19 protein-coding genes are annotated in these 19,794 nt (G+C 69.3%); 8 read left to right on the top strand and 11 right to left on the bottom strand.

Annotated elements, in window-relative coordinates; translation table 11 throughout:
* Nucleotides 1-4: 4 nt before the first annotated feature.
* The 9 genes from ABNX08_RS31925 to ABNX08_RS31885 all read right to left on the bottom strand — a co-directional run bounded on the left by ABNX08_RS31925 (nt 5) and on the right by ABNX08_RS31885 (nt 6,662).
* On the bottom strand, nt 5-991 hold the full coding sequence (locus tag ABNX08_RS31925; protein WP_022539801.1) for a lipid A biosynthesis acyltransferase: 987 nt from the start codon (nt 989-991) through the stop codon (nt 5-7).
* A complete protein-coding gene (locus ABNX08_RS31920) occupies nt 988-1,737 on the bottom strand; it encodes a glycosyltransferase family 2 protein (RefSeq protein ID WP_022539800.1) in 750 nt (249 codons plus the stop codon). Before ABNX08_RS31920 ends, ABNX08_RS31925 begins: the two co-directional genes overlap by 4 nt.
* Nucleotides 1,730-3,439 carry an AMP-binding protein gene (locus ABNX08_RS31915; protein ID WP_022539799.1) on the bottom strand — a complete coding sequence of 570 codons (1,710 nt, stop codon included), beginning with the start codon at nt 3,437-3,439 and terminating at the stop codon, nt 1,730-1,732. The genes ABNX08_RS31920 and ABNX08_RS31915 overlap by 8 nt, the downstream gene beginning before the upstream one ends.
* Nucleotides 3,432-3,980, bottom strand: a complete 549-nt coding sequence (locus ABNX08_RS31910) for a membrane protein (RefSeq protein WP_022539798.1) — start codon at nt 3,978-3,980, stop codon at nt 3,432-3,434. Before ABNX08_RS31910 ends, ABNX08_RS31915 begins: the two co-directional genes overlap by 8 nt.
* Nucleotides 3,980-4,243 (bottom strand): acyl carrier protein, encoded by a 264-nt coding sequence (locus tag ABNX08_RS31905; RefSeq protein WP_022539797.1) that lies wholly within the window; start codon nt 4,241-4,243, stop codon nt 3,980-3,982. Before ABNX08_RS31905 ends, ABNX08_RS31910 begins: the two co-directional genes overlap by 1 nt.
* Before the next feature lie 44 nt (nt 4,244-4,287).
* Nucleotides 4,288-4,560: a phosphopantetheine-binding protein gene (locus ABNX08_RS31900; protein ID WP_022539796.1), complete on the bottom strand. Its 273-nt coding sequence runs from the start codon at nt 4,558-4,560 to the stop codon at nt 4,288-4,290.
* Nucleotides 4,547-5,323 (bottom strand): 1-acyl-sn-glycerol-3-phosphate acyltransferase, encoded by a 777-nt coding sequence (locus ABNX08_RS31895; RefSeq protein ID WP_022539795.1) that lies wholly within the window; start codon nt 5,321-5,323, stop codon nt 4,547-4,549. Before ABNX08_RS31895 ends, ABNX08_RS31900 begins: the two co-directional genes overlap by 14 nt.
* A gap of 5 nt (nt 5,324-5,328) precedes the next feature.
* Nucleotides 5,329-6,105: a beta-ketoacyl synthase chain length factor gene (locus ABNX08_RS31890; RefSeq protein WP_022539794.1), complete on the bottom strand. Its 777-nt coding sequence runs from the start codon at nt 6,103-6,105 to the stop codon at nt 5,329-5,331.
* Nucleotides 6,106-6,428: 323 nt separating this feature from the next.
* Nucleotides 6,429-6,662, bottom strand: a complete 234-nt coding sequence (locus ABNX08_RS31885) for a hypothetical protein (protein WP_349608751.1) — start codon at nt 6,660-6,662, stop codon at nt 6,429-6,431.
* A gap of 50 nt (nt 6,663-6,712) precedes the next feature.
* On the opposite strand from ABNX08_RS31885, the gene ABNX08_RS31880 reads away from it, so the two are divergent.
* Both ABNX08_RS31880 and ABNX08_RS31875 read left to right on the top strand, forming a co-directional pair.
* On the top strand, nt 6,713-7,750 hold the full coding sequence (locus ABNX08_RS31880; RefSeq protein ID WP_022539793.1) for an aldo/keto reductase: 1,038 nt from the start codon (nt 6,713-6,715) through the stop codon (nt 7,748-7,750).
* 245 nt (nt 7,751-7,995) lie between these two features.
* Nucleotides 7,996-11,253 carry a transglycosylase domain-containing protein gene (locus ABNX08_RS31875; RefSeq protein ID WP_041681873.1) on the top strand — a complete coding sequence of 1,086 codons (3,258 nt, stop codon included), beginning with the start codon at nt 7,996-7,998 and terminating at the stop codon, nt 11,251-11,253.
* On the opposite strand, the gene ABNX08_RS31870 is transcribed toward ABNX08_RS31875, so the two are convergent.
* Together ABNX08_RS31870 and ABNX08_RS31865 are read right to left on the bottom strand one after the other, a co-directional pair.
* On the bottom strand, nt 11,226-11,477 hold the full coding sequence (locus tag ABNX08_RS31870; RefSeq protein WP_022539791.1) for a GlsB/YeaQ/YmgE family stress response membrane protein: 252 nt from the start codon (nt 11,475-11,477) through the stop codon (nt 11,226-11,228). The two genes, ABNX08_RS31875 and ABNX08_RS31870, sit on opposite strands and share 28 nt — an antisense overlap.
* A 131-nt stretch (nt 11,478-11,608) precedes the next feature.
* Nucleotides 11,609-13,165: a methyl-accepting chemotaxis protein gene (locus tag ABNX08_RS31865; RefSeq protein ID WP_022539790.1), complete on the bottom strand. Its 1,557-nt coding sequence runs from the start codon at nt 13,163-13,165 to the stop codon at nt 11,609-11,611.
* 353 nt (nt 13,166-13,518) lie between these two features.
* On the opposite strand from ABNX08_RS31865, the gene chrA reads away from it, so the two are divergent.
* The 6 genes from chrA (at nt 13,519) to ABNX08_RS31835 (ending at nt 19,697) form a co-directional block, all read left to right on the top strand.
* A complete protein-coding gene (chrA, locus tag ABNX08_RS31860; protein ID WP_041681872.1) occupies nt 13,519-14,742 on the top strand; it encodes a chromate efflux transporter in 1,224 nt (407 codons plus the stop codon).
* Between the two features lie 259 nt (nt 14,743-15,001).
* Entirely contained in the window at nt 15,002-15,658 is a 657-nt protein-coding gene (locus tag ABNX08_RS31855) for a PepSY-associated TM helix domain-containing protein (protein WP_022539788.1), read from the top strand.
* Between the two features lie 46 nt (nt 15,659-15,704).
* Nucleotides 15,705-16,229, top strand: a complete 525-nt coding sequence (locus ABNX08_RS31850; protein WP_022539787.1) for a DUF2271 domain-containing protein — start codon at nt 15,705-15,707, stop codon at nt 16,227-16,229.
* A gap of 19 nt (nt 16,230-16,248) precedes the next feature.
* Nucleotides 16,249-17,091 (top strand): DUF4198 domain-containing protein, encoded by an 843-nt coding sequence (locus tag ABNX08_RS31845; RefSeq protein WP_022539786.1) that lies wholly within the window; start codon nt 16,249-16,251, stop codon nt 17,089-17,091.
* Nucleotides 17,092-17,103: 12 nt separating this feature from the next.
* The gene (locus ABNX08_RS31840; protein WP_022539785.1) at nt 17,104-18,111 is read left to right on the top strand and encodes an FAD:protein FMN transferase; all 1,008 of its coding nucleotides are present in this window, start codon (nt 17,104-17,106) and stop codon (nt 18,109-18,111) included.
* Complete coding sequence (locus tag ABNX08_RS31835) at nt 18,108-19,697, top strand: sulfite reductase flavoprotein subunit alpha (RefSeq protein ID WP_022539784.1); 1,590 nt, start codon at nt 18,108-18,110, stop codon at nt 19,695-19,697. The genes ABNX08_RS31840 and ABNX08_RS31835 overlap by 4 nt, the downstream gene beginning before the upstream one ends.
* Nucleotides 19,698-19,794: the final 97 nt, after the last annotated feature.

Here is a 19,794-nt window from a genome sequence, read left to right as displayed (position 1 = left end):
GGGCTCAGCGCGCGCGCCCGGGCGTGTTGTCCGGGTCGGCCCAGAAATCGTAGAAGTTGAACCAGTCGTACGGCGACAGCACCAGCAACTGCGCGAGCCAGTCGGCATAGGCGGTGGCATAGCCGGTCAGCGCCTCGGCGCGGCCGGCGCGCGGCAGGCGCACTTGGCGCGCCAGCTCGGTAAAGCGCAGCAGGTGGCCATCGCCGTGGCGGATGCAGCCCATCGCGAACAGCGGGCAGTCCATCAGCGCGGCCAGCACATAGGGGCCGACGGGGAAGCGCGCCGGCGCGCCCAGGAACGGCACGCTGACGGCGCGCCCGCCGTGGGCCGGTGCGCGGTCGCCGGCAATGGCGACGAACTCACCGGCGCGCACCTTGTCGGCCAGTTCCTGCGCGGTGGCCGGCGAGATCTCGTCGACTTGGTACAGCTGCAGCGTCGAGCCGGGATCGAGCCGGGCCAGGATGCGGTTGAAGCGCTGCGCATGCGCGGTATGCACCAGCACGGTCAGGCGCAGGCCAGCGCGATGGCGGGCCAGCACGCGGCACAGCTCCAGGCAGCCCATATGCGCGGTGACGATGATGCCGCCCTGGCCGCTCTCGATCTGGCGCAGCATCACCTCGGCGCCTTCGCGCGTGACGTTGCCGAAGGCATAGCGGCCGCCGATCGCCAGCAGCTTGTCGAGCAGCGTGTCGGCGAACGCGTACAGGTGGCGCAGCGTATGGCGCGCGCCAGGCAGCGGGCCTTGCGCGCCGGTAGCGCGATGCGCGCGGCGCAGGTAATCGAGCGAGGCGCGGCGCGCCGCGCCATGCGCGAGCCAATAGTAGGTCACGACCGGGTACAGCACCGCGCGAAACGCCAGCCGCCCGAACAGGCGGTGGATCGTGTACAGGCACCACACGCCCCACACGCAGGTGGCCTCGCCGATGCGGCTCCAGTGGCGCGCGGCGGGTGTGCTTGCGGGCGGGGCCGCGCCGGGTGCGGTCGTGCTCATGCCAGCTTGCGTCCCATCAGTACGGGCAGGCGCCACAGCATGCCGAAGAACAGGCGCGTATGCATCCACGAAATGCGCAGGTTGTCGCGCCAGACGCGGAAGTGCGAGACGCCGTCGCTGGGGTAGGTCACCGGCGTCGGGATATTGATGATGCGCACGCCGCGCCAGACCAGCCGTACCAGGATCTCGATATCGAATTCCATGCGCGGCCCGATGCGCGCGGCGCGCGTCAGCGGCACCACGTCGGCGAGCGGATAGACGCGCAGCCCGCACATCGAATCGCGCACCGCGAACGACAGCGTGTGGACCCAGACCCACACGTGCGTCAGGTAGCGCCCGATCAGCCGCGCGCGCGGCACCGAGGCGTCGTAGACGGGGTTGCCGCACACCATTGCCGCCGGATGGCGTTGCGCCATGTCGAGGAAGGTGGGGATGCAGCCGGCATCGTGCTGGCCGTCCGCATCGATCTGCAGCGCGTGGGTGTAGCCCGCGCGCCAGGCGGCCTCGAAGCCAGCCATCACGGCCCCGCCCTTGCCCTGGTTCTGTTCGAGTCTGACCAGCGTGACGCGGCCGTCCGGGCGCGCGGCGAGCTCGTGCAGCACTGCGGCGCATTCGGCATTGCTGCCGTCGTCGACCAGCAGGCAGGACACCGGATGCGCCAGGATCGCATCGACCATGGCGCCGATGGCGCGCTCGTGGTTGTAGACCGGCACCAGTACCACCGGATGGAAGTCGGCGTCAGTCATGCTCGCTCCTGAAGATGATGCGGCCGCTGGCGTGCGGGCCTGCCGCGGAGGTCAGCCGGAACGCCAGCGCGGCCTTGGCCGGCAGCCATTCCAGGTCCAGCCGCACCTGGCTGCCGGGGCGGATCACGCCCTGGAACTTGAGCACGTCCAGCCGCAGGAAGCGCTCGCGCGGCGGCACCGGCAGGCGCTGCGGCGCCAGCGTCATGACCCAGTCGATCTGCGCCACGCCGGGCACGATCGGCGTGCCGGGGAAATGCCCGTCGAAAATCGCCAGGTGTTCGCCGACGTCCAGCGTGGCGGCGGCGGCATGTTCGCTGCTTTCGATCCAGACCGCGCGCGGCAGTGTCTGGCGGAACAGTTCGCGCAGCATCGCCTCGGTGGTCTTGCCCTGAGCATTGCAAGGCAGCGCTTCGGTGGCCAGGTGCCAGCGCCGCGGCAGCGCGAGCGGATCGACGGTGTCGGCCAGTGCCGCCTTCAACGCGGCGATCAGCGCGGGCCGGCCGCGAATCTGGCCAAAGCCGGCCAGCATGGCGGCGCCGGCTTCCGCCAGCACCACCGCAGCCGCCACGCGCGTGCCGACATCCAGATCCACCAGCACCACGCGCGCATCCAGCACCAGCGGCGAGGCCGCCAGCGCCTGCTCGATGCGGGTCAACGACACGCGCTTCTCTTCGATCTTGGCGACGCGGTCGGCGCGCCCGGCCAGCACGAAGCCCTGTTCGCCGTCGGCCAGCGCACGGTCCGCGCAGACATGCCAGTCGTCAGTGGGCAGGTGCGCCGAGCGCACCGCCAGGAAGCCGTCCTGCAGGCGCCAGGCCACGCCGGGCAGCGCCGTCCAGCGGTCCTGCTGGCGTGCGCGCTGGCGCCAGGCGATGCCGCCGGTTTCGGAGCTGCCGAAGACTTCGATGGGCGATTGCCCGAGATGGCGCAGCGCGTCGTCCGCCGCCGTGGGCGGCAATGGCCCACCGGAGGAGAACACCGCACACACCGCCGCGCGGGCAGCGGACCAGTCCAGCGATTCCGGCATGCGGCGCAGGTGCGCCGGGCTGCTGACCAGCACCACCGGCGCACTGTCGCAGGCGGCGACCACTTCCTCATGGAAGGCGAGGCGCGCGTGCGGCAACGCGCGGCCGGCTGCCAGCGGCCACAGCACACAGAACAGCAGGCCGTAGATATGCTGGTGCGAAACCGTGGTCAGCAGCCGAACGTCCGGCGGCAGTTGCGCGCCAAAGGCGGCTTGCAGCGCGCCGGTTTCCGCATCGAGCTGCGCCAGCCGCTTGTGGATGGCCTCGGGCGCGCCGGTGGAGCCGGACGTGAACAGCGTGACGCCAGTATCGTCGGGCGACAGCGGCGGCCAATCGCCGGCATCGCCGTCGAGGTCCTGCCGCGGCTGCAAGCCATCCGGCAGTTCGCCGGCCCAGCCGTCAGTGTGCACGCGTAGCGCCTGCAGCGTGTCCGGGCGCATGTCGCCGGGCAGCACCACGTGCTTGCCCGCATGCCATGCGCCGAAGAGGGCGGCGGCGAATTCCTGCGTCGATTCGATATGGATGGCCCAGCGCGCGCACGGCGCTACGGCAAAGGCCGCGCGCCATGCGGCCGCGCGGGCCAGCAGGCGGGCGGCGTCGGCATCGGCGCCGGATTGCGCTGCGACGCGGCGAGCCAGCGCCGCCATCGCGCCGCGGATACCCGTCCACTCAGTCATGACGGCTCCTTGCCATGACCTGCCGGCGCACCAGCCACTCGCCCGCGAACATCGCCCCGATCAGCACGTAGGCGATGGCGCCGTTATAGAGCGCCCACACGCGGTCGCTGGCAAACCAGGCGGTGGCCAGCGCAATCGAGCCGTTGCCGCAGAAGAACAGGCACCACGCAGCGGTGACCCTGCGCGTGTAGGCCACGCCGGCCTGCGGCAGTTCCGGGTCGCGCAGCCGGGCCAGGCGCTCCACCACGGTGGGCGGACGCCACAGGCTCCAGCCGAACACCGCCAGCAGCACCGCGTTGACCAGTGCCGGGTAGAGCTTGAGCGGCATCGCCTCGCCTGAGGCGAGCACCGCCAGCGCGATCGCGCCCGCGACCAGCGCCAGCGGGCGCCAGCCGGCGTGCCGCACTGCGGCCAGGCGCAGCAGCATCAGCGCTACCAGCAGCAATGCCACCATGCGCGGCGGCCAGTACTGCAGCCCGACATAGACCGCCACCGGGTAGCACAGCGTCAGCGCACCCAGGCTCCAGTTGCGCCACGCCATCAGGCCGTCGCAGCGGAATCGGAGTCGATCAGCAGCGCCAGCGCCTGCACCACGTCCTGAATGGTGCGCACGGATTTGAATTGCTCGGGCTTGAGCGGCTTGTCCAGCATCGGCTTGAGCTTGACCAGCAGGTCGACTGCGTCGATGCTGTCGATGTCCAGGTCTTCGTAGAGCCGGGCTTCCGGCCGGATGCGGTCGGCGTCGATTTCAAAGGAGTCCTGCAGGACTGCCGAAATGCGCGCAAAGATTTCGTCGTGGGTCATGGCCTTGCCTACCAGCTTGAAAGTATCGGATACCAGGGGCGTACTCAGGCCGAAGCCTGTTCGGCGCGATGCGCGGTGACGAATGCCGCCAGCGTGGCAACGCTGGCAAAGCGGGCGCGTACCACTTCCTTGTCGCCGCTCATGGAGACGCCGAAGCGCTTCTGCAGCGCCAGGCCGAGTTCGAGCGCATCGATCGAATCCAGGCCCAGCCCTTCGACGAACAGCTGCGCATCGGTGTCGATGTCTGCGGGCGCCACTTCCTCCAGCGACAGCGACGAAACGATCAGTTCTTTGATTTCTTGCTCAAGCGCCTGCACGGCGTATCTCCCTGGAAAAGTAAGCGGTCAGTGCCAGCGTGACCTCGCGTACGGCCATGGCGTCGTCGGTGCCGGCTTTCGCCAGCTGCCGGGTGTCAAAGTCTTCGCGCACGTCGATGACGTAGCGCGGCCTGCGTACCGGTACGCGGTACCACTTCTCGCCCTTGCGCAGCGTGGGCGGCTCGCAGCGGATCACCACCGGTGTCAGCGCAAAGCCGCCGCGCACCGCGATATTGGCGGCGCCGCGCTGCAGCCGCAGGCTGCCGTCGGCCGGGGTGCGCGTGCCCTCCGGAAAAATCACGAGGTTGTTGCCCGCGCGCAGCGAGGCGATGCAGTCCTGCACCATCTGCGCGCCCGAATCGTTCTGCACATAGCCGGTGGCCAGCACCGGCCCGCGCGTGAACGGGTTGCGCGCCAGGCCCGCCTTGACCACGCAGTCGGCACGGCGCGTCAGCGCGATCAGGAACACCACGTCGATCAGCGAAGGGTGGTTGGCCACGATCAGCAGCCCTTGGCGTTGCAGCCGCTGCGCGTTGCGCACCTCGTAGCGGATCACGCCCACCGCGCACATCAGCCACAGGAACAGCCGGAACGCGTGGTGGATCACGTTCTTGCAGATGCGCTGGCGCCGCGCCGCGCTCCATGGCGCCAGCGCGAGCGCCGGGAACACCAGCACGCGCAGCACCAGCCCGCCCAGCCCGAAGCCGGAAAAGCACAGCCCGGTGGCGCATACGCGCCAGGCGCGCTCCATTCTCTCAACCATCGCGCTCAACCATGGCGCTGCCACCGCCAGCCGGCATGCTCGCCCCGATGGCACAGTTGGGCGTCGCCGGCCAGCATGAAGCGCAGCACGTCCAGCCCGTGCGGCAGTCGCGGCGCGGCCGCTGCCGCGGCGGGTGCATCCGCGAGCGCCAGCGTGTAGCAGGGTTCGCCCGCGCGCGGCGCGCCGAGGCGCCAGCACCAGCCATACAGGCAGGCGGGCTCATCCGCGAACGCGGCGTAGGGCGCGGCCACGGGTTCGTCGTAATGGACCAGCATCACTTCGGGTGCGCCGTCCGCGAGCAGGCTGCAGGCTTCGAGCAGCGCCGTCTCCACGGTATCGCGCCCGGCGGACACGGCCAGCAGGTTGCCGGTATCGGCCAGGTCGATCGAGCGCAGCGCGCCGATGGCGTTGTGCACCGACAGGCCGAACGCGGTCGGCGACAGTGCATCGCCGGCCGCCAGTTCGCTGAGCATCGTCACCAGCCGCCCGGTATCGCCGTGGCGCGAGGCAAACACCGCGGGCACCGCGGCCGCGCTATCGCCCGGCGCGCAGCCATAGGCCGCGGCCAGCGCCACGCGCCCCAGCACGGGCAGGCGCCGGCGCAGCATCGCCGCCATCTCCGGCAGGGCCGGGGGCTGCGACGGCGGCGCTGGCAGGTGCGGGGCCGCGCTCCATGCGCGCCAGTCGTCGGCGGAGTGCAGGCCGCCCGCCCAGGCCGACCAGGCCCGGATGGCGAAGGTCACTGCCACGCCTTGCTCCGTTGCGCCGATGCTGCCGCTCATGCCCGCCCGCCTTCCGCGCAGGCCGGACACCCGCGGGCCAACGGCGCGCCGCACTGGCTGCCGGAAGCGAAAGGGAGGGCATGGCGATTCATGATGCTGGCGGGAAAAATGGACGGTGAAGGGGCGGGATTTTGGCGGGCGTCATTTTACTCAAACCGACCCCGGCCGAATGTCAGAAATATTGCTGCTGTGGCGAAAATGCTTATCGGACGGCGGAGATTTATCTCAAGGCCTGCAACCCGCACGGCCTTGCCAGCATTGGCTTTACCCCACTATCGAGGGGCGTCCCAAATGGCGTATTCGGAATATTCCGAGCAAATTGGCTACATTGTCTGATTGACACCGGCGCGAAGCGCCCATGGCGGCTGGCAATTGACCTGAGAGCCACATATGCCTGCCATTTCTGTCGATTCTTTCGCTGAATGGCCGGTAATAAAAGCCCAAATACCGTTGATTTTGCCACGTTGTTCCGCGCCGGCGCCGGCGCCGGCAGGTTTGGCCAAGTCCCGGCAAAATGTCGGATCGTGGTCACAGCCGACCCCGCCACGGTTTTTCATCGCTTTGTCATAGTCCGGCGCGCCTTGCCGCGCCCACCGAAGGAACCGCCATGCCAGATACCACCATGCCTTACCGCCGCCTCGGCGCCAGCAACCTGCGCGTTTCGCCGCTGTGCCTGGGCACCATGATGTTTGCCGACCAGACCGACGAGGCCGAGGCCGCCCGCATCGTCGCCAGCGCGCGCGATCACGGCGTGAACTTCATCGATACCGCCGATGTGTACAGCAAGGGCGGGTCGGAGCAGATGGTCGGGCGGCTGCTGACCGCCGACCGCCACGACTGGGTGCTGGCGACCAAGCTGGGCAACGCGATGCAGTCCGCGCCCAACCACTCGCACTATTCGCGGGTGTGGATCACGCGCGCGGTCGAGGACAGCCTGCACCGGCTGGCGACCGACTATATCGACGTCCTCTACCTGCACCGCGACTACCCCGGCGAGAACCTGGAAGAGGCGGTGCGCGCGATGGGCGACCTGGTGCGCAGCGGCAAGATCCGCTACTGGGCGGTGTCGAACTTCCGCGGCTGGCGCATCGCCGAAATCGCACGGCTGTGCGGCGAGCTGGGCGTGCCGCGGCCGGTGGCTTGCCAGCCGTACTACAACCTGCTGAACCGGATGCCGGAGGTGGAGATCCTGCCCGCGTGCGAATACTACGGGCTGGGCGTGGTGCCCTACAGCCCGGTGGCGCGCGGCGTGCTCACCGGCAAGTACGCGCCCGGCCAGACTCCGGGACAGGGCACGCGCGCGGGGCGCTCCGACCGCCGCATGATGGAGACCGAGTTCCGCGACGAATCGCTGGTGATCGCGCAGCAACTCAAGACCCATGCCGAGGGCCGCGGGCTCACGCCGGGGCAGTTCGCCACCGCATGGGTGCTGGCCAATCCGATCATTTCGTCGGTGATCGCGGGACCGCGCACGCTGGCGCAGTTCGAGGATTATTTCGGTGCGCTGAACGTTGCCATCACGCCCGAGGAAGAGGCGATGGTCGACGCGCTGGTGTCGCCGGGGCATGCCTCGACCCACGGCTATAACGATCCGGGCTACCCGTTCGGCGGGCGCCCGGTGGCACGCGCGCGGATCGCCAAATAATAGTCCCCGATCGCGCCCGATGGCAGCGCTGCATGGGACCTGGGATGTGGCGCAAGCGCTGCCTAGATTGAGGCATGTTCGCAATGGCGCGATGACCTTGCGCACGGTTGCTGCATGCTGGCTTTACTCCTACTAATATCAATACAGGCGGCGCGCGCGGTGCGTGCGCCGCGAGAAAATTGCGCTTCGAGCCGGTGCGAAGACACCCCCTTCGCGCAGCACCGGCCCAACAGGGAAGCCCAAACGTGTCGCGTCGTGGCTGGATCTTCGCTGGCTTGGCGGTCGCCCTAACGGGCGGCGCCTACGTTGTGTATAGCTTTGTCGCAAGCGAAGTGCGCAATTCGCACTGGCAGGCGCGGCTGATCGGCAGCCTTGGCCAGCGGCTGACGTTCGAGATCCAGCCGGGCGCCAGCGACAGCATCCGTTTCCCGCATTCCGGACCCTATGACGCGCGCATGGGCTACGGCATGCTGCCCAGCTTTGCAAGGCGGCTGGAGCAGCGCGGCTACGTGCCGGCCGAACAGGCGCGTATGTCGCCGGACATGGTGCGGCTGATGGACCAGGGCCTGTTCGCGCCCTACCGCGAGAAAAACCAGGCGGGCCTGCTGCTGCGCGACTGCAACGGACTGACGCTGGCGTTCGAGCGCTATCCGCAGCGGCAGTATGCGGATTTCAACGCGATCCCGCCGCTGCTGGTGAGTTCGCTGCTGTACGTCGAGAACCAGGGCCTGCTCAACCCGGAATACCCCAATATGAACCCGGCGCTGGACTTTCGCCGGCTGTCGCGCGCAGTGCTCGACCAGATGATCCGGCTGGCCGACAAGTCGCACGACGCCCCCGGCGGCAGCACGCTGGCCACGCAGATCGAGAAATACCGGCACTCGCCCGAAGGCCGTACCGCGTCGATTCCGGAGAAATTCCGCCAGATGGCGTCGGCGTCATTGCGCGCCTACCTGGATGGGCCCGACACGCAGCGCGCGCGCGAGCGCATCGTGGTCGACTACCTGAACACCGTGCCGCTGTCGGCGCGCGAAGGCTTCGGCGAGATCAACGGCATCGGCGACGCGCTGTGGGTCTGGTACGGCGAGGACTTCAGCGAGATCAACCGCCTGCTGAAGGAGCTCGACCAGCGCGCGCCCGAGCCGCGCCAGGCGCAGGCCTTCAAGCGCGCGCTGTCGCTGATCATCTCGCAGCGCCGCCCGTCCTACCACCTGCGCCGCGACGATACCAACCTGGATGCGCTCACCGCCAGCTACCTGCGCCTGCTGGCGGCCAACAACGTCATTACCGCCGAGCTGCGCGACGCCGCACTGGCGCAGCCGCTGGAGAAGGCGGCGCCGCCGCAGCGCCCGGCGCAGGAGCCCTTCGTCACGCGCAAGGCCGTCAACCGCGTGCGCGCCGACATCACCCGGCTGACGGGGGTGGAAAGCCGCTACGACATGGACCGGCTCGACCTGACCGTGGACAGCACCATCAACCGCGAGGCGCAGCGCATCATCACCGAGACGCTGCAGCGCGTGAACAACAAGGCCGATGCGCGCGCCATGGGCCTGTACGGCCACAACCTGCTGCGCGACAACGATGACCCGTCGAAGCTGACGGCGAGCTTCACGCTGTTCGAGCGCGTGGGCAACGCCAGCGTGGTGCGGGTGCAGGCCGACAATATCGACCAGCCCTTCGACGTCAACAGCGGCGCACGCCTGAACCTGGGATCGACCGCCAAGCTGCGCACGCTGGTGACTTACCTGGAGATCATCAGCGAGCTGCACTCGCGCTATGCCGGCATGAGCGGCGACGAGCTGGCCGCGGTGCACCTGGCGCGCCAGGACGCGCTCAGCCGCTGGGCGGTGGACTACCTGTCCAAGACCCGCAGGCCCGCCGAGCGCGAGCTGATGGCGATGCTCGAAGCCGCCATGGAGCGCAAGTACTCCGGCAGCGCCGGCGAAGGCTTCTTCACCGGCGGCGGCCTGCAGAGCTTCACCAACTTCGAGCGCGAGTCGGGCGAGCGCAACATGACCGTGCGCATCGGGTTCCAGCATTCGGTCAACCTGGTCTTTATCCGCATGATGCGCGACATCGTGCGCTATGAGATGTTCCATGCCAAGCCGGACATGGGCGACCTGTTCGAGGACCGCAACGCACCCGGCCGGCGCGAGTACCTGGAGCGCTTTGCCGACCAGGAAGGCAGCGCCTACATGACCAACTTCTACCAGCGCTACCGTGGCAAGGATTCGGCGCAGCGCCTGGACACGCTGCTGGGCCGGGTACGCATGACCATTCCGCACCTGAACGCGGTGCGCACGTCGGTGACGCTGCTGAGCGCACGGCCATACCTGGATGAGGCCAGCTACATCCACATCATGCGCGCGCGCCTGGGCGACAAGCAGCTGGCCAAGGAAGACCTGCCGGCGCTGTACCGCAAGTACGGCAAGGACAAGTTCAACCTCAACGACCGCGGCTACCTGTCACGCGTGCATCCGCTGGAGCTGTGGATGGTGGAGTACCTGGACCAGCATCCCGACGCTACGCTGGCAGAGGTGCTGCGCGCCAGCACCGCCGAGCGCCAGGAAGTTTACAAGTGGCTGTTCAAGACGCGCAGCAAGGCCGGGCAGGACAACCGCATCCGCACGCTGCTGGAGCAGGACGCCTTCACCCGCATCGCGCGGCGCTGGCAGCGCCTGGGCTATCCGTTCGATTCGCTGACGCCGTCGTACGCCAGCGCCATCGGCGCCGCCGGCGACCGCCCGGCCGCGCTGGCGGAGCTGGCCGGCATCCTGCTGGCGGGTGGCGTGGTCACGCAGAACGCCGCGGTACGCAGCTTGGCCTTCGCCGACGGCACGCCGTACGCCACGCGCTACGTGCTGCAGCCGGGGCAGGGCAAGCGCGTGTTGCCGGCCGAAGTGGCCGCGCTGGCGCGTCGCTCGATGCTGGATGTGGTGGAACGCGGCACTGCCAAGTCAATCCGCGGCGCGTTCACGGTGCCGGGGCGGGATGGCACGACGCTGATGGTGGCGGGCAAGACCGGCACCGGCGACCAGCGCTTCCAGGTGTACGGTCCGGGCGGGCGGCTGATCTCGTCGCGTTCGGTGAACCGCTCGGCGACGTTCGTGTTCACGCTGGGCGAGCGCTTCTTCGGCACCGTGGTGGTCAACGTGAGGGAGCCCTACGCAGTGCGCTACAGCTTTACCAGTGCGCTGGCGGTCAGGGTGCTGCGTGCGATCGCGCCGCAGGTTTCGGCGATGGCGCCGGGCGGCGACCGCGCACTGCTGCGTTGCCGCGACGCGGCCCCGGGGCTGCTCGCCCCGCGCGGGCCGACCATGGCCGCGCCGACCGAAGCCGTGCCCGGCGCCGCGCTGGCGCAAGGGCTCGAGGCCCGCCCGCAGATGGCCGAACCTGCGCCGGCGCCCCCCACACCTTCCAAGCGCGAGGTGCCGAGCCTGGCCGATGCCAACGACGCCGTGGTGCGCAAGGCCAGTCAGCCCTTGCGGCGCACCATGCCGTAGATCACCAGCAGCACGATCGCACCGATCACCGACGCAATCCAGCCGGCGGGTTCGCCCGGCTGGTACCAGCCCAGGGCGCGGCCGACGTAGCCGGCGATCACCGAGCCCAGGACCCCCAGGACGATGGTCATGATCCAGCCCATCTTGTCGTCGCCGGGTTTGACCGCGCGCGCGATCAGTCCGACGATGAGGCCAACGAACACGGTGCCAATGAATGCCATCATGGTGCGCTCCCGGTGGTGGTCTGGATCGATGCCGGCCGCACATGATGCGGCCGGTTGCGCTTCATGATACACGCCGCGGCGCGGCGTGTATGACGGGCATGTAACAAAGTCCACCGGGCCGCCGGCGGCGCTCAGGCCCCCGCCAGCCGGAACTGTCCGACCGCGCGGTGCAGGGCATCGGCCTGGTCTTCCAGCGATGCCGCCGCGGCCGCGGCCTCTTCCACCAGTGCGGCGTTCTGCTGCGCCATCTGGTCCATCTGCGACACCGCCTGGTTGACCTGCTCGATGCCGCCGGTCTGCTCCTCGGTGGCGGCGCGCATTTCGCCCATCAGGTCGGTCACGCGCTTGACCGCCTCGACGATCTCGTCCATCGCCTTGCCCGCGCTCTCCACCAGCACCGCGCCATCTTCCACGCGCTGCGCCGAGTTGCCGATCAGCGCCTTGATCTCCTTGGCGGCGGTGGCGCTGCGCTGCGCGAGCGTGCGCACCTCGCCGGCCACCACGGCAAAGCCGCGCCCTTGCTCGCCGGCGCGGGCGGCTTCCACCGCGGCGTTCAGCGCCAGGATATTGGTCTGGAAGGCAATGCCTTCGATCACGGCGATGATGTCGACCACCTTGCCCGAGGCGTCCTTGATCTCGCCCATGGTATCGACCACCTGGCTGACGATGGTGCCTCCGCGCACGGCGATGTCGGAGGCGCCTTCTGCAAGCCGACTGGCCTGGCGCGCGTTCTCGGCGCTCTGGCGCACGGTGCTGGTCAGCTGCTCCATGCTGGCGGCGGTTTCCTGCAGCGAGGCGGCCTGCTCCTCGCTGCGGCGCGACAGGTCGGCGTTGCCCGCGGCAATCTGCTTGGCCGCGCCCGCGATCGAATCAGCCGAGCCGCGGATGCTGCCGATCGCACCGGTCAGGCGCGACTGCATGCGCTGCATCGCAAAGAGGATGCTGTGCTGGTCGCCGGGGCGCACCTCCACCTGGCCGGCGAGGTCGCCCTCGGCAATGCGCCCGGCGATATGCGCGGTGGTGGCCGGCTCGCCGCCGAGCTGCTTCTGCAGGCTGGCGGAGACGCGCACCATCACCAGCGTCATCAGTGCGCCGACCCCGAGCAGCAGGCCGAGGGCCTTCAACAGCTCGGTGCGAAACGCCGCGTCGATGTCATCCAGGTACAGTCCGGCGATAAAGTTCCAGTCCCACGGGCGGAAGTTGGCAACGTAGCTCAGCTTGGGCTGCGGCGCCTCGGCGCCCGGCTTGGGCCACAGGTAATGGACGAAGCCCTTGCCCGCGCCCTTGCCGATCTCGGCGATATCTCGGAACAGGTAGACGCCGTTGGGATCTTTCATGTCCGACATGTTCTTGCCGTTCATCTCGGTCTTGAACGGGTGCATCACCACCACGGTGTCGGAGCGCATCAGCGTGAAATAACCGTCGGCGCCGAAGCGCATCGCGCGCACGCGCTCGATGGCCTGCTGCCTGGCCTCGTCCTGCGACAGCTTGCCGGCCTTGGCCAGCGCCTCGTACTCGGCCACCACGGAGTAGGCGGTGTCGGTCACGTGGGCCAGGTCCAGGCGCCGTTCTTCCATGCGCAGCTCGCGTATATGCCAGGCGTTCCACAGCGTGATGCCGAGCAGGCATATCCAGCTCAGCACCAGCGGCAACAGCAGTTTCTTTTTTAGGCTCAGGTTGTCCAACATTGCGTTCACTCCTCCTTCTTCCGCGCACTGCGCATGGCTTATCGGTGATGCTCACGGCGACACTCATCGCGCTGTCACTCATTGGTGACAACTGTCGGCGACACTGGCTGGTATAGGGCCAGCGGCATATGGGTGTGCGTCTGCGGCATAACGGCGGGGGCGCAAACTAACTTAATTGGGGTAATACCGCCCATGAAGCCATTGTGGTTGATTGGCTTTAATACAACTGCCATCGGAGTGTCGTATGCATCGCTTCATGTGCGGCGCGAGTGATGTGCGCTTCGCGCCTGTACCGCGATCGGTCAGAATCGCGCGTTGTTCCCATTGACTGAACCATGCTTCCAAAAGGCGATATGGCTACCCTGCCCAGCCCCTCCGATAACACCCGCCAACAGGACGGACCGCTTGCCGTGTTCCTAGTCTTCCTGCGGCTGGGGTTGACCTCGTTCGGCGGGCCGGTGGCGCACCTGGCGTATTTCCGCGAGGAACTGGTGCGCCGGCGGCGCTGGATCAGCGAAGCCGCCTATGCCGACGTGATCGCGCTGTGCCAGTGCCTGCCGGGGCCGGCCAGCAGCCAGACCGGTATCGCGCTGGGGCTGGCGCGTGCCGGTTATGCGGGCGCGCTTGCCGCGTGGATCGGTTTCACGCTGCCGTCGGCGCTCGTCATGATCCTGTTCGCGCTGGGCGTGTCTCACTACGGCATGACCGCGGCGCCCGGCGTGCTGCACGGGTTGAAGCTGGTGGCGGTGGCGGTGGTGGCGCAGGCGGTGTGGGGCATGGCGCGCAGCCTGTGTACCGGGCCCGTGCGCATCGCCATCATGATCGTGGCCGCCGGCATCGTGCTGGCGCTGCCTGGCCCATGGACCCAGGTGGCGGTGATGGCCGCGGCGGCGGCCGCAGGGATCGCGTTGCTGCGGCCGGCACTGGCGGGCGCGCATGAACCGCTGGGGATGGCGGTCACGCATCGGGCGGGCGCACTCGTGCTGGTGCTGTTTGCCGTGCTGCTGGCCGGGCTCCCGTTGCTGGCGCAGGTCGTCGCCGACCCTGCCATGCGCATGTTCGATGCGTTCTACCGTGCCGGTGCGCTGGTCTTCGGCGGCGGGCACGTGGTGCTGCCGCTGCTCGATACCGCGGCGGTGGCACCGGGCTGGGTCGGCAAGGAAACCTTCCTGGCCGGCTATGGCGCGGCGCAGGCCATGCCGGGGCCGCTGTTCACCTTTGCCGCCTTCCTGGGCGCGTCCATGCAGATGCCGCCGACCGGCTTTGCCGGCGGGTTGCTGTGCACGCTGGCGATCTTCCTGCCCGGCGCGCTGCTGGTGATAGGGACGCTGCCGTTCTGGGAAAGCCTGCGCCGCAACCGGCGCGCGCAGGCGGCGCTGGCCGGCGTCAATGCCGGTGTGGTCGGGCTGCTGCTGGCGGCGCTGTGGGATCCGGTGTGGACCAGCGCCGTGCAGGTGCCGCTCGATATCGTGCTGGTCGCGCTGGCGCTGCTCGCGCTGATGGTGTGGAAGCTGCCGCCGTGGCTGGTGGTGGTAGCGAGCGGCGTGGTGGGGTGGGCGGCCGGGGCGTGGTTGTGACGTTCGGCTGCCGCGCTTAACGAGGCGGCGGCGGCGGTGCGTGCGGCAAGGCATGTAACGCGCTGTAATGTTGAGCGGTCACCATTCGTTTGCGCATTCAAATGAGAACGATTATCCTTCTCTCTTGCGTCAATCATTGTGACAACAATGACACAGCCCTTGCTGCCACAGGTGCGCAAGGCGGCGCCCGAGCTTCCAGGACATAAAGGCAACAACTGGCCGCAGGCCGCGCCAGCACCGTGCCCGCCGACCAACCGCAATGACCCAATCCCAGCCGGCTTCCGGCCAGCAGCGCCGCGCCTTCTGGCTCAAGCATCTCCACCAGTGGCACTGGATCAGTTCCGCGATCTGCCTGATCGGGATGCTGCTGTTCGCCATCACCGGCTTCACGCTCAACCATGCGGCGCAGATTGAGGCAAAGCTTGCGGTCGAGAACCGGCACGCCACCATGCCCACGCGCGTGCTCGACAAGGTGCGCGCCGAAGCGCCCGCCAGCGACGCCCAGGCGCGCGAGCGCAAGGCGCCGGTACCCGCGGCGTTGGCCGACTGGCTGGCGCAGGCGCTGGACGTCGACACCCGCGGGCGCGAGGCCGAATGGTCGGCGGACGAGATCTACGTGGCCTTGCCGCGCCCTGGCGGCGATGCCTGGGTCAGCGTCGAGCTCGACAGCGGCGAGGCCCAGTACGAAAAAACCACGCGCGGCGCGATCTCCTACCTGAACGATCTGCACAAGGGCCGCAATACCGGCGCCGCGTGGAGTCTGTTCCTGGATGTGTTCGCGCTGGCGTGCGTGATCTTCAGCGTGACCGGCCTGTTCCTGCTCAAGCTGCATGCGGGCGGACGCGTGGCGACGTGGCCGCTGGTGGGGCTGGGGCTGGTGGCGCCATTGCTGCTCGCCATCCTGTTCATCCACTGATCGACCCATTCTTCTTCCTGCATCTCACTGACGAGGTTCCTTCGATATGCGCCGACTGCTCACCGTCACCCTGACCGGCATGGCCGCGGTTCCCTTGGCGGGACCCGCGATGGCCGCCGACCTGAACGTCAAGGTGGAAATCCCGCGCCTGAACGTGGCCGAATACCACCGCCCCTATGTGTCGATGTGGGTCGAGCGCGCCGACCAGAGCCCCGTACAGACGCTGGCGGTCTGGTACGACGGCAAGCTCAAGGACGGCGAGGGCACCAAGTGGCTCAAGGACATGCGCCAGTGGTGGCGCAAGGCCGGCCGCGACCTGCATATGCCGGCCGACGGCATCTCTGGCGCCACGCGCGCGCCGGGCGAGCACGCGGCCAGCTTCAGCGACGGCAAGACGCCGCTGGGCAAGCTGCCGGCGGGTAACTACCAGCTAGTGGTGGAGGCCGCGCGTGAAGTGGGCGGGCGCGAGCTGCTGCGCGTGCCGTTCACCTGGCCGCCGCAATCCGCGCAGACCGCCCGCGCCAAGGGCGAACACGAACTCGGCGGCGTGACCGTCGAACTGAAGCCGTAAATCTCCCGGAGCCCCGACGATGAAACCTTCCGCGATCCTGTCCGCCGTTCCTTCCCGCCTGGCCACCCGCGTGGCCGTGCTCGCCCTCGCCGCGCTGGCGCCGCTGGCCGCGCATGCGCACCGCCAGTGGCTGCTGCCGTCGGCCACCGTGCTGTCCGGTAGCGATCCGTGGGTGACCGTGGACGCCGCCGTCTCCAACGACCTGTTCTATTTCGAGCACGTGCCGATGCGGCTCGACAACCTGCAGGTGACCGCCCCCGACGGCAGCGCCGTCAAGGCCGAGAGCGCGGCCACCGGCAAGTACCGCAGCACCTTCGACCTGCACCTGACCCAGCCGGGCACCTACCGCGTGGCGGTGGTCAACAACGGCCTCTTCGCCAGCTACAAGGTCGACGGCCAGACCAAGCGCTGGCGCGGCACGGCCGAGAACTTCGCCAAGGAAGTGCCGGCCAACGCGCAGGAGCTGCAGGTCACGCAGGCCGAAGGCCGCATCGAGTCCTTCGTCACCGCCGGCAAGCCCAGCGACAAGGGCCTGCGCATCGCCGGCCGCGGCCTGGAGCTGGCGCCGATCACGCACCCGAACGACCTGGTCGCGGGCGAAACCGCCAGCTTCCGCCTGCTGCTCGACGGCAAGCCCGCCGCCAACCTGAAGGTCTCGGTGGTGCCGGGCGGCATCCGCTATCGCGACCAGCTGCAGGAGTTCAGCGCCACCACCGACGCCGACGGCAAGTTCAGCGTCAAGTGGCCGGCGCCTGGCATGTACTGGATGGAAGCCGAGGTGCGCGACGACAAGGCGACCTTCAAGCAAGCCAAGTCGCGCCGCGCCGTCTATGCGGTGACGATGGAAGTGCTGCCGCAATAAGAGGCTGACGGTTTGAACCGCGTCCTCGTTCCCGTCGCGCTGTCCGCGCCGCCGATGCCGCCCGCGGCGCAGGTGCGGCTGCACCGCTGGTGCGGTGAGAGCATGGGCACGACCTGGTCGGTGGCGGCGTTGTTGCTACGGGCGGCTGATGCCGATCGCATCGCCGCAGGGATCCGGGCCGTGCTCGATGGCGTGGTCGCGCAGATGAGCAACTGGGAAGCGGATTCGGACCTGAGCCGCTTCAATCGCGCCGCGCCGGGCAGCTGGCACACGTTGCCGGACGACTGCTTCGCGGTGCTGCAATGCGCGCTGCAGGTGGCGCGCGACAGCGGCGGTGCCTATGACCCGAGCGCCGGCCCGCTGGTCGACCTGTGGGGCTTCGGCCCGGCGCCGAAGCGTAGCGCGCCGCCATCGCCTGACGCGGTGCAGGCGGCACGCGGCCGCTGCGGCTGGGTGCGCATCGAAGTCGATGGGGCAGGCAAGCGCGCGCTGCAGCCCGGCGGCGCCTCGCTGGACTTCTGCGCCATCGCCAAGGGCTTTGCCGTCGACGCGGTGGCGAGCTACCTGCGCGAGCAAGGCCTGGACCACCACCTGACCGAGATCGGCGGTGAACTGCGCGGCCATGGCGTCAAGCCCGACGGCATGCCGTGGTGGGTCGCGCTGGAAACGCCGCCGGGGCTCGGCACCGGCGCAGCGGGGCAGACGCTGGTCGCGCTGCACGGCTTGTCGGTCGCCACCTCCGGCGATTATCGCCGCTACTTCGACAGCGACGGCCGGCGCTACGCCCATACCATCGATCCGCGCACCGGCTATCCGGCCAGCCACGCGCTCGCTTCGGTCACGGTGCTGCATGCGCAGTGCATGCTGGCAGATGCGCTCTCTACCGCGCTGACCGTGCTCGGCCCCGAGGCCGGCATGGTGCACGCGCACCGCCACGGTATCGCCGCGCGCTTCCTGGTGCGCACGCCGGACGGTTTCGAAGAACACCTTTCCCCGGCGTTCGCCGCGATGCTGGCATGAGCCGGCCTTCCGCTTTCGCCGGCGCGAGCTGGCTCGCCGTGGCCGGCGGCGTGGCACTGGCGCTGCTGGGCCCGTCGCGCGCCGTCACGGCAGCCGGTGTGGTTGCGGCCTATGCGGGCTTCTGCGGCGCGGTGATCGCGCACCATCGCCAGCGGCGCGCGAGCGTGGCGGCGTTGGCAAGCCCCGCGGACGACGCCACGCTGGTCGCCTATGCCAGCCAGACCGGGTTTGCCGAGCAACTGGCGCTGCAGACCGCCACCGCGCTGCAGGGCGCGGGCATGCCGGTGCAGCTGCTGTCGCTGGCCGAGGTCGATGCAAGACGCCTGGCCGCATGCCGGCAGGCGCTGTTCGTGGTCAGCACCACGGGCGAGGGCGACGCGCCTGACAGCGCTTCCGGCTTTGCGCGCCGCTTGCTGGCCGGCGCGGATGGCCTGCGCGAACTGCGCTACGGCATCCTGGCGCTGGGCGACAGCAGCTACGCACGCTTCTGCGCCTTCGGCCACGCGCTCGACGGCTGGCTGCAACGCCATCGCGCGCAGCCGCTGTTCGACCTGATCGAAGTCGACAACGGCGATGCCGGCGCGCTGCGCCACTGGCAGAACCACCTGTCGGCGCTGAGCGGCGGCGCCGAGATCGCCGACTGGGAACGCCCGCGCTACGGCAGCTGGCGGCTGGCGCAACGCCGTCACCTGAACCCGGGCAGCCAGGGCGCGCCGGCCTTCCATATCGCGCTGGCACCGCAAGCAGGCGCCGCATTGGACTGGCAGGCCGGTGACCTCGCCGAGGTCGGCCCCTGCCACGCACCGGCCGAGGTCGAGCGGCTGCTGGCGCGGCTCGCGCTGGATGGCGGCACACCGGTGCGCTGCGATGGCCACGCCATGACGCTGGCCCAAGCGCTCGCCACGCGCATGCCGTTGCCCGAGCCGCACTTTGCCGCGATGCAGGGCCTGCCGCCGCAGCAACTGGTGGACGTGCTGTCGCCCCTGCCGCACCGCGAGTATTCGATCGCATCGCTGCCGCAGGACGGCACGCTCGAGCTGCTGGTGAGGCAGACCCGCCATGGCGATGGCCGCCTGGGGCTGGCCTCCGGCTGGCTGACGGCCCATGCGCAAGCGGGGGCGCGCATCGCATTGCGCATCCGCACCAACCGCAGCTTCCATCCGCCGGCCGACGACCGGCCGCTGATCCTGGTCGGCAACGGCACGGGCCTGGCCGGGCTGCGCGCGCATCTCAAGGCTCGCGCCGCGGCGGGACAGCGGCGCAACTGGCTGTTGTTCGGCGAGCGTTCGGCGCAGCACGATGGTTTCTTTGCCGATGAGCTGGCCGCGTGGCAGGCCGATGGCACGCTGCAGCGCGCGGACCTGGTGTGGTCGCGCGACGGCGGCGCGCTGCGCCACGTCCAGGACGCGCTGCGCGCGCATGCCGGCGCGGTGCGCCAGTGGGTCGACGACGGCGCGGCGATCTATGTCTGCGGCAGCCTGCAGGGCATGGCCGGCGGCGTCAACGACGCGCTGGCGGAGATCCTCGGTGAGGACACACTGCGCCAGCTGGCCGACCACGGCCGCTACCGGCGCGACGTCTACTAAACCTCGTAGCTGCAAGCAACTGCCGTGCGGAGATCGGCCGCGCGGCTCGCGCCCGGGCCGGGCATGCACTATCTTCGGTGTGGTCTGCAAAGCATCT

The organism is Cupriavidus sp. DF5525 (genome assembly GCF_040149425.2).
GTDB lineage: Bacteria > Pseudomonadota > Gammaproteobacteria > Burkholderiales > Burkholderiaceae > Cupriavidus > Cupriavidus pickettii_A.
The sequence above is the reverse complement of the archived record's forward strand: the minus strand, read 5'-3'. Positions and strand labels throughout refer to the sequence as shown.

Bases quoted from the DNA above. Each gene is read 5' to 3' on its own strand.
- ABNX08_RS31925 (WP_022539801.1), bottom strand. From the start codon at position 991: ATGAGCACGACCGCACCCGGCGCGGCCCCGCCCGCAAGCACACCCGCC.
- ABNX08_RS31920 (WP_022539800.1), bottom strand. From the start codon at position 1,737: ATGACTGACGCCGACTTCCATCCGGTGGTACTGGTGCCGGTCTACAAC.
- ABNX08_RS31915 (WP_022539799.1), bottom strand. From the start codon at position 3,439: ATGACTGAGTGGACGGGTATCCGCGGCGCGATGGCGGCGCTGGCTCGC.
- ABNX08_RS31910 (WP_022539798.1), bottom strand. From the start codon at position 3,980: ATGGCGTGGCGCAACTGGAGCCTGGGTGCGCTGACGCTGTGCTACCCG.
- ABNX08_RS31905 (WP_022539797.1), bottom strand. From the start codon at position 4,243: ATGACCCACGACGAAATCTTTGCGCGCATTTCGGCAGTCCTGCAGGAC.
- ABNX08_RS31895 (WP_022539795.1), bottom strand. From the start codon at position 5,323: ATGGTTGAGAGAATGGAGCGCGCCTGGCGCGTATGCGCCACCGGGCTG.
- ABNX08_RS31890 (WP_022539794.1), bottom strand. From the start codon at position 6,105: ATGAGCGGCAGCATCGGCGCAACGGAGCAAGGCGTGGCAGTGACCTTC.
- ABNX08_RS31885 (WP_349608751.1), bottom strand. From the start codon at position 6,662: ATGAAAAACCGTGGCGGGGTCGGCTGTGACCACGATCCGACATTTTGC.
- ABNX08_RS31880 (WP_022539793.1), top strand. From the start codon at position 6,713: ATGCCAGATACCACCATGCCTTACCGCCGCCTCGGCGCCAGCAACCTG.
- ABNX08_RS31870 (WP_022539791.1), bottom strand. From the start codon at position 11,477: ATGATGGCATTCATTGGCACCGTGTTCGTTGGCCTCATCGTCGGACTG.
- ABNX08_RS31865 (WP_022539790.1), bottom strand. From the start codon at position 13,165: ATGTTGGACAACCTGAGCCTAAAAAAGAAACTGCTGTTGCCGCTGGTG.
- chrA (WP_041681872.1), top strand. From the start codon at position 13,519: ATGGCTACCCTGCCCAGCCCCTCCGATAACACCCGCCAACAGGACGGA.
- ABNX08_RS31855 (WP_022539788.1), top strand. From the start codon at position 15,002: ATGACCCAATCCCAGCCGGCTTCCGGCCAGCAGCGCCGCGCCTTCTGG.
- ABNX08_RS31850 (WP_022539787.1), top strand. From the start codon at position 15,705: ATGCGCCGACTGCTCACCGTCACCCTGACCGGCATGGCCGCGGTTCCC.
- ABNX08_RS31845 (WP_022539786.1), top strand. From the start codon at position 16,249: ATGAAACCTTCCGCGATCCTGTCCGCCGTTCCTTCCCGCCTGGCCACC.
- ABNX08_RS31835 (WP_022539784.1), top strand. From the start codon at position 18,108: ATGAGCCGGCCTTCCGCTTTCGCCGGCGCGAGCTGGCTCGCCGTGGCC.